Annotated in this window: 14 protein-coding genes; 6 read left to right on the plus strand and 8 right to left on the minus strand. The window is 70.4% G+C overall.

Annotated features, from left to right (window positions below):
• Nucleotides 1-54 precede the first annotated feature (54 nt).
• Nucleotides 55-3,252, minus strand: a complete 3,198-nt coding sequence (locus ACZ4VF_RS24005; RefSeq protein WP_467928405.1) for an FAD-binding and (Fe-S)-binding domain-containing protein — start codon at nt 3,250-3,252, stop codon at nt 55-57.
• Between the two features lie 156 nt (nt 3,253-3,408).
• Between ACZ4VF_RS24005 and serC the strand changes: the two genes are divergently transcribed.
• Nucleotides 3,409-4,527: a phosphoserine transaminase gene (serC, locus tag ACZ4VF_RS24010; RefSeq protein ID WP_467928407.1), complete on the plus strand. Its 1,119-nt coding sequence runs from the start codon at nt 3,409-3,411 to the stop codon at nt 4,525-4,527.
• A 74-nt stretch (nt 4,528-4,601) separates the two neighbouring features.
• Here serC and ACZ4VF_RS24015 read toward each other — a convergent pair whose 3' ends face one another.
• From ACZ4VF_RS24015 to ACZ4VF_RS24025, 3 genes are all read right to left on the minus strand, one after another.
• Nucleotides 4,602-5,504, minus strand: coding sequence for an RpnC/YadD family protein (locus ACZ4VF_RS24015; protein ID WP_467928408.1), 903 nt, complete (start codon nt 5,502-5,504; stop codon nt 4,602-4,604).
• A 159-nt stretch (nt 5,505-5,663) separates the two neighbouring features.
• Nucleotides 5,664-5,843: a DUF397 domain-containing protein gene (locus ACZ4VF_RS24020; RefSeq protein ID WP_467928409.1), complete on the minus strand. Its 180-nt coding sequence runs from the start codon at nt 5,841-5,843 to the stop codon at nt 5,664-5,666.
• An 18-nt stretch (nt 5,844-5,861) separates the two neighbouring features.
• A complete protein-coding gene (locus tag ACZ4VF_RS24025) occupies nt 5,862-6,707 on the minus strand; it encodes a helix-turn-helix domain-containing protein (protein WP_467928410.1) in 846 nt (281 codons plus the stop codon).
• A 138-nt stretch (nt 6,708-6,845) separates the two neighbouring features.
• Between ACZ4VF_RS24025 and ACZ4VF_RS24030 the strand changes: the two genes are divergently transcribed.
• Complete coding sequence (locus ACZ4VF_RS24030) at nt 6,846-7,268, plus strand: ATP-binding protein (protein WP_467928412.1); 423 nt, start codon at nt 6,846-6,848, stop codon at nt 7,266-7,268.
• A complete protein-coding gene (locus ACZ4VF_RS24035) occupies nt 7,261-7,440 on the plus strand; it encodes a hypothetical protein (RefSeq protein ID WP_467928413.1) in 180 nt (59 codons plus the stop codon). The genes ACZ4VF_RS24030 and ACZ4VF_RS24035 overlap by 8 nt, the downstream gene beginning before the upstream one ends.
• Here the strand turns inward: ACZ4VF_RS24035 and ACZ4VF_RS24040 are convergent.
• On the minus strand, nt 7,430-8,278 hold the full coding sequence (locus ACZ4VF_RS24040; RefSeq protein ID WP_467928414.1) for a helix-turn-helix domain-containing protein: 849 nt from the start codon (nt 8,276-8,278) through the stop codon (nt 7,430-7,432). The genes ACZ4VF_RS24035 and ACZ4VF_RS24040 overlap by 11 nt on opposite strands.
• Before the next feature lie 18 nt (nt 8,279-8,296).
• Nucleotides 8,297-9,064 carry a DUF6879 family protein gene (locus tag ACZ4VF_RS24045; protein ID WP_467928416.1) on the minus strand — a complete coding sequence of 256 codons (768 nt, stop codon included), beginning with the start codon at nt 9,062-9,064 and terminating at the stop codon, nt 8,297-8,299.
• Nucleotides 9,065-9,238: 174 nt separating this feature from the next.
• On the opposite strand from ACZ4VF_RS24045, the gene ACZ4VF_RS24050 reads away from it, so the two are divergent.
• The gene (locus tag ACZ4VF_RS24050) at nt 9,239-9,472 is read left to right on the plus strand and encodes a DUF397 domain-containing protein (protein WP_467928418.1); all 234 of its coding nucleotides are present in this window, start codon (nt 9,239-9,241) and stop codon (nt 9,470-9,472) included.
• 83 nt (nt 9,473-9,555) lie between these two features.
• Nucleotides 9,556-10,026 carry a hypothetical protein gene (locus ACZ4VF_RS24055; RefSeq protein ID WP_467928420.1) on the plus strand — a complete coding sequence of 157 codons (471 nt, stop codon included), beginning with the start codon at nt 9,556-9,558 and terminating at the stop codon, nt 10,024-10,026.
• 50 nt (nt 10,027-10,076) lie between these two features.
• Here ACZ4VF_RS24055 and ACZ4VF_RS24060 read toward each other — a convergent pair whose 3' ends face one another.
• Both ACZ4VF_RS24060 and ACZ4VF_RS24065 read right to left on the minus strand, forming a co-directional pair.
• Complete coding sequence (locus ACZ4VF_RS24060; protein ID WP_467928422.1) at nt 10,077-11,645, minus strand: alpha/beta fold hydrolase; 1,569 nt, start codon at nt 11,643-11,645, stop codon at nt 10,077-10,079.
• Nucleotides 11,646-11,838: 193 nt separating this feature from the next.
• A complete protein-coding gene (locus ACZ4VF_RS24065; RefSeq protein WP_467928423.1) occupies nt 11,839-12,819 on the minus strand; it encodes a WD40 repeat domain-containing protein in 981 nt (326 codons plus the stop codon).
• Between the two features lie 212 nt (nt 12,820-13,031).
• Here ACZ4VF_RS24065 and ACZ4VF_RS24070 point away from each other — a divergent pair, with 212 nt between their 5' ends.
• Nucleotides 13,032-13,715, plus strand: coding sequence for an SGNH/GDSL hydrolase family protein (locus tag ACZ4VF_RS24070; protein ID WP_467928425.1), 684 nt, complete (start codon nt 13,032-13,034; stop codon nt 13,713-13,715).
• Nucleotides 13,716-13,750: the final 35 nt, after the last annotated feature.

The following is a 13,750-nucleotide window of genomic DNA, read 5'->3' on the forward strand; positions in this document are numbered from 1 at the left end:
CCTGCCCGGAACCTGCTCGAAGCTGAGAGTTCTCTTGGGAAGCTGGGTGCGGCCTTATGAACCGGCCGGTCCGCCACCCCCTGCGGACGCGTCCAGGGCCTCCGCGAGCACCTCCGCCAGGTGCCGGCCCCGGACCCCGGCGAGCTGTTCCAGCTGGGTGCGGCAGGAGAAGCCGTCGGCCAGCACGACCGTGCCCGGGGGTGCTTGCCGGACGGACGGCAGGAGCTGTTCCTCGGCGCAGGCGCGGGAGACCTCGAAGTGGCCCTTCTCGAAGCCGAAGTTGCCGGCCAGTCCGCAGCAGCCTCCGCTCAGCTCGCCGGTGAGTCCCGCGGCGGTTCGCAGCCGGCGGTCGGGGCTGTCGCCGAGCACCGCGTGCTGGTGGCAGTGGGTCTGGCCGGCCACCGGTCGGTCGACGGCGGGCGGGGTCCAGTCCGGGGCGTGGCGTTCCAGGGTTTCGGCGAAGGTGAGGACCGCGGCGGCGAGCCGGGCGGCCCGCGGGTCGTCGGGCAGGAGTTCCGGGAGGTCGCCGCGGAGGGCGGCGGCGCAGCTCGGCTCCAGGACGACGACCGGGACCCCGGCCCGCAGCACCGGTTCCATCAGGTCCAGGGTGCGGCGCAGGACCCGGCGGGCGCGGTCCAGCTGGCCGGTGGAGATGTAGGTGAGTCCGCAACAGACCCGGGCCCGGCGGGCCGTGAGCAGTGCCGTCGCCGCCCCTGTCCGGCCGTCGGCGATGGCTCCGCGGCCCGGCAGCCGGGTGGGCGGAAGCGCCACCCGCAGCCCGGCGGCCTCCAGCACGCGCACGGCGGCCTGTCCGACGGACGGCGAGAGGTGTTCGGTGAAGGTGTCCGGCCAGAGGACCACCAGGTGCCCCGCTGAGCCAGGGAAGTCGGGGAAGTCAGCAGAGTCGGGGGAGACGGCGGATCCGGTGGATCCGGTGGATCCGGTGGATCCGGTGGATCCGGTGGATCCGGTGGATCCGGTGGGCTTTCGCCCGCGCCACCAGGCGCTGAACGTCCGCGTCGCCAGCCGCGGGATCTCCCGTTCCGGTGCCAGCCCGCCCAGCCGTCTGCCGATGCGGGCCAGCGGGCCGACCGCAGCCAGCGCGTTCAGGACCGGCGCCGTGCGGGTGCGGGCCGTCCAGTGGAGCCATTCCGGGAGGCGGCCCATGGTGTGGTGGGCGGCGGGGCGGCGGCGGTCGGCGTAGTGGTGGTGCAGGAACTCCGCTTTGTAGGTGGCCATGTCCACGCCGACCGGGCAGTCCGAGCGGCAGCCCTTGCAGGACAGGCAGAGGTCGAGGGCGTCCCGGACCTCCGTGGACCCCCAGCCGTCGGTGATCACCTCGCCGGCGAGCATCTCGTGCAGCAACCGGGCCCGGCCGCGCGTGGAGTGCTGCTCCTCGCCGGTGGCCCGGTAGGAGGGGCACATCACGGCGGGGCCGGCGGTCGTGGTCGTACGGCACTTGGCGACGCCGACGCAGCGGCGGACAGCCGCGGCGAAGTCGCCGCCGTCCGCCGGATAGCCGAAGGCGACGTCGACGGCCACCCCGGCCGGAGAACCGGAGGTCCCCTCGCCCGGAGAGCCGGAAGCCACCCCTGCCGGGGAACCGCAGACCACGTCCGCCGAAGAATCGGAGGTCCCGTCGGCCGGAGATCCGGAGGTCCCCCCGGCCGGAGAACCGGACGTCATCCCGGCCGACGAACCGGAGACCACGCGGGCCGAGGACCGGGAGGTCACGTCACCCCGGCGGCTCGGCAGGACGGAGAAGCGGAGGTTCGCGTCGAGGGGGGCCGGGCGGACCAGGATGCCGGGGTTGAGCAGGTCGTCGGGGTCCCAGACCGCCTTGGCGCGCTCGAAGAGGCGGACCGTCCGCGCGCCGTACATCCGCGGGAGCAGCTCCGCGCGGGCCTGGCCGTCGCCGTGCTCGCCGGACAGGGAGCCGCCGTGGGCCACCACCAGGTCGGCCAGCTCCTCGGAGAAGCGGCGGAAGCGGCCGATGCCGGCCTCGGTGAGCAGGTCGAAGTCGATGCGGACGTGGATGCAGCCGTCACCGAAGTGGCCGTAGGGCGTGCCGCGCAGGCCGTGGGCCGACAGCAGGGCGCGGAAGTCGCGCAGGTAGGCGCCGAGCCGGGCGGGCGGGACCGCGCAGTCCTCCCAGCCGGGCCAGGCCTCCGTGCCGTCCGGCATCCGGGTGGCCGTGCCGGCCGCGTCCTCGCGGATGCGCCACAGGGCCCGTTGGGCCGCCGGGTCGGTGACGACGAGTGCCTCCACGACGTCCGCGGCGCGCACGATCCGCTCGGCGTGCGCGAGGGCCTCGCCCGCCGTCTCACCGCCGGTCTCCACGAACAGCCAGGCGCCGCCCCCCGGCAGCCCGGACCCGGCCGGCACCAGGTCGGCGGCCATGCCCTCCACGGTGAGCGGCCGCAGCGGCAGCAGGCCGGCGGCGGCTTCGGCGGCCGCGCTCTCGTCGCCGTACGCCAGCACGGCCAGGGCTCGCGCACGGGGCGCCTCGACCAGGCCGACGACGGCCTCGGTGAGGATGCCGAGGGTGCCCTCGGAGCCGCAGAAGGAGCGGGCGACGTCGGCACCCTTCTCGGGCAGCAGCGCGTCCAGCGCGTACCCGGAGATGCGGCGGGGCAGGTCCGGGAAGCCGGTGCGCAGCCGGGCCAGTTCGCCCTCGGCCAGCTCGCGCAGCCCTTCCGGGGCGCCCGCCCACCCGGGACCGAGCCGCAGCCGCCGCCCGCGTGCGGTGACGACGGACAGCTCCCGCACACTGTCCGCGGTCGTGCCCCAGGCGACCGAGTGGGAGCCGCACGCGTTGTTGCCGATCATTCCGCCCAGCGTGCACCGGCTGTGCGTGGACGGGTCCGGGCCGAACCGGAGTCCGTGCGGGGCGGCGGCCTCCTGGAGCCGGTCCAGGACGAGCCCCGGCTGGACGACGGCCGTCCTGCCGCCCGGGTCCAGCTCCACCAGGCCGTTCATGTACCGGGTGAAGTCCAGCACCACACCCGTGCCGGTCGCCTGCCCGGCGATCGAGGTGCCGCCGCCGCGCGCCACCACCGGCACCTTCCGCGTCCGGCACACCTCCAGCGCGGCGGCCACGTCGTCGGCGTCCCTGGGCGCGACGACCCCCAGCGGGACGCGCCGGTAGTTGGACGCGTCCATGGTGACCAGCGCCCGGCTGCCGGCGTCGAAGCCGACGTCGCCCCGGACGGCCCCCCGCAGCTCCGCTTCGAGACCCAAGTGATCCGTCATGCGTCCAGGATGCCTCCCGTCACGGAAAGTCACCGAAACTTATCCACAACCCCGCCCCGATCGTCGTACAACCTCACAAGTTCACGTGCCGGTGATCTCGTCTCATCGAACGGACACGTCTCCACCTGGCAGAACCCCACCGGCTAACCTCGTCCCGTGGCCGACATCCAGATTCCCGCAGACATCAAGCCCGCCGACGGACGCTTCGGCGCGGGCCCCTCCAAGGTGCGGACCGAGGCGCTGGACGCCCTCGCCGCCACCGGTACCTCCCTGCTGGGCACGTCCCACCGGCAGGCGCCGGTGAAGAACCTGGTCGGCAAGGTCCGCGAGGGCATCTCCGAGCTGTTCTCCCTCCCGGAGGGCTACGAGGTCGTCCTCGGCAACGGCGGCTCCACCGCCTTCTGGGACATCGCCACCCACGGTCTGATCGAGAACAAGTCGCAGCACCTCAACTTCGGCGAGTTCTCCTCGAAGTTCGCCAAGGCCGCCAAGCTCGCGCCCTGGCTGGCCGAGCCCACCGTCATCGCCTCCGACCCCGGCACCCACCCGGAGCCGCGCGCCGAGGCCGGCGTCGACGTCTACGCCTTCACCCACAACGAGACCTCGACCGGTGTCGCCATGCCGGTCAAGCGGGTCGAGGGGGCCGACGAGGGCGCGCTGGTCCTGGTCGACGCCACCTCCGGCGCGGGCGGCCTCCCGGTCGACATCGCCGAGACCGACGTCTACTACTTCGCCCCCCAGAAGTCCTTCGCCTCCGACGGCGGCCTGTGGATCGGCGTCTTCTCCCCCGCCGCGATCGAGCGCGCCGAGCGGATCCACGCCTCCGGCCGCCACGTCCCGGAGTTCTTCTCGCTCCCCACGGCGATCGACAACTCCCGCAAGAACCAGACGTACAACACCCCGGCCCTCGCCACCCTGTTCCTCCTCAACGAGCAGCTGGAGTGGCTCAACGGCCAGGGCGGCCTCGCCTGGTCCACCGCCCGCACCAAGGACTCCTCGACCCGCCTGTACACCTGGGCGGAGGAGGCCAAGTACGCCACCCCGTTCGTCTCCGACCCGGCCAAGCGCTCCCAGGTCATCGGCACGATCGACTTCTCCGACGAGATCGACGCCGCCGCCGTCGCCAAGGTGCTGCGCGCCAACGGCGTCGTGGACACCGAGCCGTACCGCAAGCTCGGCCGCAACCAGCTGCGCGTCGCGATGTTCCCGGCGATCGACCCGGCGGACGTCGAGGCGCTGACGAAGTGCGTGGACTACGTGATCGAGAAGCTCTGACCTCTCGGTCGAGTACGACGGCGAAGGGCGCCCGGTGTTCGTCACCGGGCGCCCTTCGCGTGCGGTCCGACGGCTCACTCCCCGGCGAACAGTCCCTCGGCGGTCTCCACGGTCAGGGAACGGTCGAACCAGGTCCCCAGGACCTCAAGGTCGGTGCAGGCCACGACCCGCTCCCGGACGGCGTCGGGGACGGCGATGCCCCGCACTTCCAGGGCCCGCAGGATGGCCTCGGCCTTGCCCTTGGCCTTGCCCTTGGCCTCGCCCTTCGCCTCACCGTCGGAGTGGACCTTGATCCACGCTTCCTCCATCACGCTGCCGAAGCCGGGGAAGTTCGGGGTGTACACGGCCATCAGTTTCCTCCAGTGATCGCGGGCCGGACCTTCGTCCAGACCGGCCTCCATGAATTCCGCCCAGTCCGCGTTGGGCCCCACCACCGGTGCCACCGCATCCAGTATGGCAAGCAGACTCGGATCCTTGGCGTTGACGAGCACGGAAAAAGTGGTCAGCGGCAGGTCCTTCGCCGCCTCTTCCGGGTCGGTGATGGGAGGCACCCTGTCCGGCCCCAGGACCAAGGGGAAGACCTTCATGCTCGTGTGGAAACGGCGCCCGATGCGGATGGGCTCCTCCGCCCACGCCGCCGTCTTCTTGTCCCGGCACACCACCACGAGAATCGGCGGCAACCGGTACTTGGCATACATGTGCGCCAAGTAGTACGACCAACTGTTGTGCTTCTCCGGGTCCGGCTTGGTCTGCGACTCGACAGCGAGAAGAAACGAACCCTCGTCGTCGGCCGTACGGACCCGGAAAAAACTGTCCACCCGACGCTCCAACGGCCTGATCTCGGTGAGATCGGTGTCGAGCGGCTCGATCGCGCTGTACTCGGGAAAGTCGACGTCTGTCTCCGGCACGAGGCGGGCCAGGAGATCCGGCGCCTCCCGGAAGATGCGGTGCACGGCGTCGTGCTGTGAACTGGGCATATGAAAAACGGTAGTGACGCGACTGCCTGACAAACGCCATGCGGCGACAAGGTCAACCGACTGAGTGAATTTGCCGCTGGAATATGCCAACCGGGTCGACGGAAAGGGCGCCCGGCGGAGTACGTACCGCCGGGCGCCCTTCGCCGTTGCGTGCGGTGACTACGTGAACTGCTGGAGGAAGGCCTGCCAGCTGTCGCGGGAGACGGTGAGGAGGGGGCCGTCGTGCTGCTTGCTGTCGCGGACGGCCCGGCCGTTCTCAATAGTGGGGGCCACCTCTACGCAGTTACTCTCCGCTCCCGAGTACGACGACTTCGAGAAGGGGCCTATAACCTCGGTCACGATCGGCCTTCCTCGTGCTCAGCATGCGTTTCGGATGAGCTTCGCGCTCGCGTCCGGTGCCAGTGCTGACGATCGTAGTAGGTCGTACATATTGGCGTAAGCGGCAAGGTCTTCCGGGTCTTCCAGCACCGATGTGCCCCTCAGATTCTCCAGCGCCACGGCCTGAACGGCCGGCTCGGAATCGAAGCTGAACGTCGAGAAGGCCGAGGTCACCGTGGCCAGTGCTCCGACGCTGAACGGGAGTACCTGCACGGTGACGTTCTTCCGCTCAGCCACCTCAAGGATCGCCGCGAGCTGCTCCCGGTGGACGTCGGCGCTCACCAGTGGATGGGTGATCACTGCTTCCCAGATGACGGCGGAGTACGTTGCCCCGCCCTCCTCGATCTTCGCCTGGCGGGCCTGTCGCACCTCGATCATCTGGGCGACACGTTCGGGAGTCATGTAGGTGGGGCTCGTCTGGATGACGGCCGCCGTGTAGGCCGGAGTCTGCAGAAGCCCAGGTACAAGTGCCTGCTGCCACTCGCGGATGTACGTCGCGTCATCCTCCAACGCGATGTGATCCAAGTAGTCCGGTCGCAGATGCTCGGCGTGCTCGAGCCACCAGCCGCGCTTCTTGGAGTGCTTGGCCAACTCCTCCAGCTTCACGCGCGCTTCCGAATCGGTGACGCCGTACGCGTCTAGGAGCAACCGCACTTCGATCACACGCGCGGTGACGTGTCCGCTCTCAAGCCGACTGACCCTGGCCTGGCTCGCGGCAATGATCTCGGCGGCCTCCAGCTGATCCAGCTTCGCGGCCTGCCGGTACTGCCTGAGCGCCGTGCCAAGTCGCCTGCTGCGTACGGTCGGTCGTCCACCTGCGGGCATGGGATCTCCCCTCTCCGCCGGTCACGATGCCACACCTACGGACCACCCTGAGCACCCTTCACTCGATCGAATGAACCAGTGAATCTATTCACTTGAGTGAGTTGTACGTGCTCTGGATCCAGCCGTAGCTTGCCGCCCATGCTCGCAACCGAAAGCTTCCGCATCCCCACCCGCAGCCACCACGTCCCCACCGCCCGGCACTACGTCCGCAAGGCCCTCGCGGACTGGGGCATCACCGACGAACTCGCAGAGCGGGCGCTGCTGTCGGCCAACGAACTCGTCACCAACGCCGTGACCCACTGCCTCGTTTCCCACGCCCGCGTACGGGTCACGCTCCTGCTGGTGGGGAGTGAGCTGGTGCTGGATGTCTCCGACCCGGACCGGGACCGGCTCCCCCGCCTCCGTGACCCCGGCCCCGACGAGGAGGGCGGGCGTGGGCTCGCGCTCGTGGAGGCCTTGGCCGACACGTGGGGGCACCGGCAGGGGCCGTACACCAAGACCGTGTGGGCCCGGTTCACGCTCGTCCCTGAAGAGGTGGCCGGTGTTCCGGACCGTGCGTAAGCCCAGCCCCTACGACGCCCGGTGGCGCCGCTGGTACACACGCTGCCGTGCCGCCGGCCGCTGGCTGCCGTTTCCCCGCGACGAGGAGTGCCGGCAGGCGCCACCCCGGCCGACGGCTCCCCTGTGGGAGACCGCCGACGACGTCGTACGGCCGTACGTGCTCAGACCTTGATGCCGCGGCGGACGCGGGCGATCACCTGCTGGGCCTCGGCGCCGTAGACGGCCGACTCGGCGAAGGTGTCCCAGACGCGGCGGTAGAGAGCGATCGTTTCGGCATCGTCCAGCCAGAGTTCGGCGTGCCAGTCCTCGACCACGACCAGGCGCTCGTCCAGCATGCAGAAAGCGTTGCCCGGCGGGATGCGCAGCTCTGCGTCCAGCGGAAGGATGCCGAGGTGCAGCGTATCCATGCCGACCGCCCCGAGTAGGCGGTCCAGTTGCGCAACCAGCACTTCCGCCGGGCACACCCTGGCCCACAGGGCGCCTTCCCACATGAGCAAGTTCAATCGTTTTCCGGGCCGATACAGCCACTCCTGCCGCTTCATACGAGCCCGCACGGCCTCGTCCATGTCTCTTGGGGAGCAACGGAGATCCGTGTAGCGCTCGAAGACATACCGGGCATACTCAGCGGTCTGGAGCATGCCGCAGACCAAGTGGTTCTCCCACATGTGCAGAACCCGTGACTCCGCAACGAGTGCGTTCCAGGTTTCCTGCACAGGACGATGCCCTGCCGCCAGCTGGCGTCGCCAAGAGCGTATGTGACTTTCGAATCCCTTGAGCCGAGCACGGAGTTCCACAAAAGCATCCGGCTGTCCTACGGCGCTGGTCCACGCGCGCAGGTCCTCGTCCGAGGGAGTCTGTCTGCCGTTCTCCAGCTTGCTGACCTTCGACTGCGGCCACCCCAGCCGCTGGGCCAGCCGGCTACCGGTGAGCCGTCCATCGGGGCTTTCCAGACGCAGTTCCCTGAGCTTGCGCCCAAGTTCCTCACGTGCCCTTTGATAGTCCGTGCTCACCGGTATCCGTTCGTACCCCTATGCGTCGCCGCGCATCTCAGCCGTGAACTGCTTCCACGGTACGGCGTGGTGCCAAGCAGCATCCCTCACCATGCAGCACCGCACCACCTCTGCGGGCTCGGTGATCAGGTCCACGTGGGTGAGCTGGTCGTCGTCATCGAATCGCAGAAGCGCGATGAGGCGGCTGTCGAACAGCCAGAAGTCCTCGGCGGGGAGTCGGAGTCGGTCGGCGTCGGCACGCCACATGTTGCGAATGTCCTCGCCTAGGCCGATGTTCCACCTGGCGCTGTCGAGGAGGTAGCGCTGACCAGTGGTGGCGGGCTGGTCCACGACGCGCACCCGCTCCACCCGCCTGCCCTGCGCGGTGTGGGTGCGGATCGTCTCGGTCCACCAACTGTAGAGCGAGTCTGAATCCTCGCTCTCGCCGATCGTCCCGTTTCGGATGAACCGATCCCACCGGTCGCCCGTTTCGTCGCTCGCATACCGGCGGCGCGTCTCCAACCGCCACGCCGTGTGCTCGAACTTCTCGAACAGGCCGTGGAACTCATCCAGGTCGATCGTCTGCACCTGCCGCGTCCGCTCCTTTGGCGCCCAGTCCACCAGAAGGTCCCGCGGTACCACCACAGCGACCTCCCCCTCCGAGAGGTGCTGAAGCTGTGCGACGTCCTGCGGATCGGTGAGCGGCGGGCCGTGCACGATCACCTCCCCGCTGTCCAGATCCTCATGCACTGCCGGGCATCCCGTGACCCCGCTCCCCGTCCCGTTGAACCGCAACCGACGCGCCATGCCCAACCACCCCCTGGGTGTTGACGATGCTGGCCCCCAGCATGTCGGTGCCTCTGAGTGAATGTCCATGCATCCAGAGTGACTACACGAGAATAATCGGGAATATTCGACTTCTTGCTCCGGTCCTCCCCTCTACGGTCGTCCCCCAAAGCCACGGAGCAGAAAGGTGCACCCATGGTGAACGGAAACGACCTGTACGCCCTCGACCTCAGCGACGTCTCGTTCGTGACGGCGTGCGGGGGCAACACCCACCCGGACGGCGAGTCGTGCCTGGTCCTCGCCCGGATCGGGCAGGACGCCTGGGCCCTCGGGGACAGCAAGCGGCCCGACAAGGAGCCGTTGCGGTTCAGCACGGAGGAGTTGGCCGTGGCCGGGATCGACCCGGTGCGGTTCGGGCTGTCCGTCTGAGCCTGCCCCTCCTCCCACCGGTCCCGGTCAGGCGCGGTCCTGGCCGGGGCCGGTCCACCACACTCGGCGAACTGGACACGCCCGTGCACCACCACGCCTATCTCTGGACAGGCCCCAAGGACCGCTTCGACCAGGAAGCCCTGCGCCGGCCGCCCCACCCCGACCCGCCCCCGGCGGAGAGCAAGCCGGAAGTGATCCTGCGGTACCGGGAGGTGGCCACGGAGTTCCCCACGTCGGATCTGCCGCCGATCGAAACGGCGTACTGGCTCGTCAAGCCGCGTTCGCTGGTGCGTGGCACCTGGCCGGACCCGGACGCGGCCGCGGGGTGGCTGGGTGACCGCCTGGTCGAGTTCGCGCCCCGGTTCGCGTCCTCGACGGAGCGCGGCGGCGTGCGCCTGAAAGCCCTCGTCGTCTCCGCCGCCGAACAGCTGGGCGCGGGAGGCGACGTCTCGCTCGGGTTCTACCTCGAACGTCCCTCCTATCTCTCGCTGGCGCTGGTGACCTGCTCCCCCAACCGTGGGATGCCGGCGCTTCCCTGCCCCCTCGGCACCTGAAAAAGGGGCGCCCGGTGAACCGCACCGGGCGCCCCTCGTCGATCAGCGGGTCAGAAGCGCGGAACCAGCGACGGCTTCACGCCCAGGCCCTGCCGGCCGGACGGCTTGCAGGTGACGTCCCGAGCGGGGAGCTTGCCGGTGCTCAGGTAGGCGTTGACGTTGCTGTCGGCGCAGGAGCGCGGGTCGCCGCCGTAGACGCCGTGGCCCTCGCCGCCCTTGACGTACACCATGCGGGAGCCCTTCAGGGCGCGGTGCATGCCGAGGCCGCTGGCCAGGGGGGTCTGGGAGTCCCACTGGTTCTGGACGGTCAGCAGGCGGACCTTGTTGTCGACCTTGGTGACGGGCTCGACCGGCTCGCCCCAGAACGCGCAGGGAGTGATGTTCGAGCCGAAGTCGCCGTAGAGCGGGTACCTGGCCTTGTCCCGGACGGCGTCGCGCCGGTACTGCTCCGGGTCGTGCGGCCAGGCCGCGGTGTCACCGCAGAGCACCGACCAGAAGGCGGCGCTGCCGTTGTCCACCGGAGGCTGCGCGACCCCGGAGCCCGCCGACGCGGAAGCCCAGCGGGGAGCGGGCCGGACGCCCGGCGGCAGGAGGGAGTGGCGGGAGGAGCCGTGGCCGGCCGCGGCCTTCTTCAGTTCGACGACCGCCTCGGCCGCGTACTTGGGCGAGAAGAACACCGGACGCAGGCCGGACCGGATGTCGTCGCCCGTGTACTTCTGGCCGTCGAGCTTGACGGGGGTGCGGTCGGCGCGGGCGATCAGGTTCCAGAACGTCTTGCGCACCTCGGCCGGGGTGTTGCCGAGCTTGTAGGTGCGGTGGTGCTCAGCCGTCCACTTCGTCCAGCGGGTGAACGCCGGCTCGGTGCCCGACGCCCAGACCTGGATCATGCCGCGCCAGATCCGGGCCGGGTCGACGGAGCTGTCCAGCACGAAGCGGTCGGTGCGCTCGGGGAACATCTGCGCGTAGACGGCGCCGAGGTACGTGCCGTAGGAGTACCCCAGGTAGGAGAGCTTCTTCTCGCCCAGGACGGCACGGATGACGTCCATGTCGCGGGCGGTGTTGCGGGTGGTGATGTACGGCAGCTTGTCGCCGCTCCTGGCACGGCACTTGTCGGCGACGGTCCGGGCCCACTTGACGTCGCGGCTGAACGTCTCCGCCTTGTAGGGGTGCTCGGAGTTCTGCTCGGCGTCCGTGAGGCCGCAGGTGACCGGGGTGCTCCGGCCCACGCCGCGCGGGTCGAAGCCGATGAGGTCGTACTGCTCGCGGACCTTCTTGGGCAGCGTGTCCTTCATCATGGCGGGCATGTCCAGGCCCTCGCCGCCCGGGCCGCCGGGGTTGAAGAGGAGCGAGCCGTGCCGCTTGCCGGGGACGCTGGTCTTCATCCGGGAGACGGCCAGCTTGATGGTCTTGCCGTCGGGGTGGCTGTAGTCGAGCGGGACCTTGATGGTCGCGCACTGGAACGAGGCCGGTTCCGACGCGTCGCATCTGTGCCAGGCGGGCTTCTGGGTCTCGAACCTCCCCAGCGGTACCGCGGCGGAGGCCTGTGCCGGGGCGAGGGCGGGGACGAGGGTCGCCGTGACCCCCACGGCGAGCACGGGCGCCAAGCGTCCTATCCGCACGATGGACGTTCCTTTCCGTCAACTTACGGTTCGGAACGACGATTTCGTGTCGGACGGGGCGTAGGGATCCATCTGGGAGGCGGACTTGATCCACCTTCGGACGGAGACGGAAAGGGACCTGCGGAGGAGAACCGGAACGCGCCGAAATCCGTCCGCCCCCCGCCCGCACGGCGGGTTGTGGCGTACGTCCCGCTCAGCCGCGCCGCAGCCGCCGCAGGCCGAACAGCGCCGCCACGCCGACCACGACGATCACGGCACCGACCTTGAGGCTCCCCCCGCCCCCCTTGTCCGCCGGGTCACCGGAACTTCCGCTCGCGGACGGTGACTTCGCGGCGGGGCGGTCCGGGGCGTCGACCGCCTGTACGGCGCTGTCGGCGCCCTCGCTGCCGTACATCAGCTTGGTGCCGTCGGCGGAGTACGACACCGACTCCCCCTGTCCCTGGAGCGGCACGTCGAGGCGCCCCTTGCGCCGGAGCCGGCCGCCGTTCCAGTCGTAGGCGATGCCACCGAAGTATCCGCGTACGGCGAGGTGCCGGCCGTCCGGGGAGAAGGCGGCGTCGGTCGCCCACAGGTCGACGGCCGCGACGGGCCTGAAGACGTTCGCGCCGGAGGTGGAGAGGGTGGCCGGGCCCTCGTACAGGTGCCCGCCGTCCTGCTTCTTGTCGATGATGTAGACGCGCCCGGTCTTCGGGTGGACGAGCAGCGACTCGGCGTCGCGCGGTCCGTCGGAGTACTTCACGACGTACTGCCTGGCCGTGACCGTCTGGTCGGTGAGCTTCTCCGGCTCGGGCAGCCGGTAGATCCACACGTACGGCCACCGGCCGCCGAAGTTGTCGCCGATGTCACCGACGTAGATCTCGTTGTGCGGTCCGACGGAGATGGCCTCGACGTCCCGTGGGGAGCCGATGCCGCGCAGGGTGATCCGGGCGACGGTCTTTCCGGTGGCGCTGTCCACGGCGTAGAGGTACGGCCCGTCGTCGCTGTCGTTGTGCGTCCAGTAGACGCCGGGGTGCTGCCGGGAGGCGGCGAGCCCGCTGGACTCGGTGATCCGCGGGTCCTTGATGGTGAAGCCCTGGTCCCCGGCCCCCTCGGCGGTTCCCCCGGCGGCGGAGGCGGGCAGCGCGCAGGCACCGGCGAGCAGCACCCCGGCGAGAACGGCGAACGATCGACGCATGGGCCAAGCCTGCCATTCCCGGCGCCGGTTCAGGGAAGGTTGCCGCCCGGGGGCGGGACAGGCGGCCGCCGAAGGCCGGGGTACGTGGCCGCCCAAGACCGGGCACATGGCCGCCCGGGCCCGGGAAGGCGGCCGCCCCGGCACCCGGGACGTGGTCCGCCTCACAGTCACCACCGGCCCCAGGCGCCTCCGGGATCCTTCATCATGAGCGGATGCTGAGGTTCATGCCCGTGGGCGACTCCATGACGATCGGGAGCGCGGGCGAACACACATGGCGTTACCGGCTGTGGCAGCACCTGTGCGCCTCGTACGACGGCCCGTTCACCTTCGTCGGCCCGCGCGAGACGCTGTACGACAAGCAGGCCGACGCCCCGACGTCCCTCGCCTACGCCGAGCCCGGCTTCCCGCGCGCCCACCTCGCGGGCTGGGGCGAGGGCTGGCTGCACATGGCCCCGCTGGTCGGCGACGCGGTCCGCGCCCACCGCCCGGACGTCCTCCTGGTCTCCCTGGGCCTGATCGACCTCGGCTTCTACACCAACGCCGAGCAGACGGCGGAGAACGTGCGCGCCTTCGTCGCGGGGGCCCGCGAGGCCGGCCCGCGCGTCCGGATGGTGCTGCTTCCGGTGATACCCAACATCCGGGCCGCGCAGGACCCGCCGTTCGCCGAGCAGGTCGACCGGTTCAACGTGCTGCTCGCCAAGACGGTCGCCGACCTGGACGAGCCCCGGTCACCGCTGCTGCTGGCCTCACCGCCCAAGGCGTACGACCTCCACGCCGACACCTACGACGGCACGCACCCCAACGCGCGCGGCGAGCACCGGATCGCGGGGGCGTTCGCGGGGGCGATGTGGGAGGCGTGGGGGGTCGGACGGGCGTACGCGGCGGGAACGGGCTGACCGAAATCCGGCGTCTCCCGGGTGCGGTGCCCATC

The sequence above is a fragment of the Streptomyces sp. NPDC029151 genome (assembly GCF_055564315.1).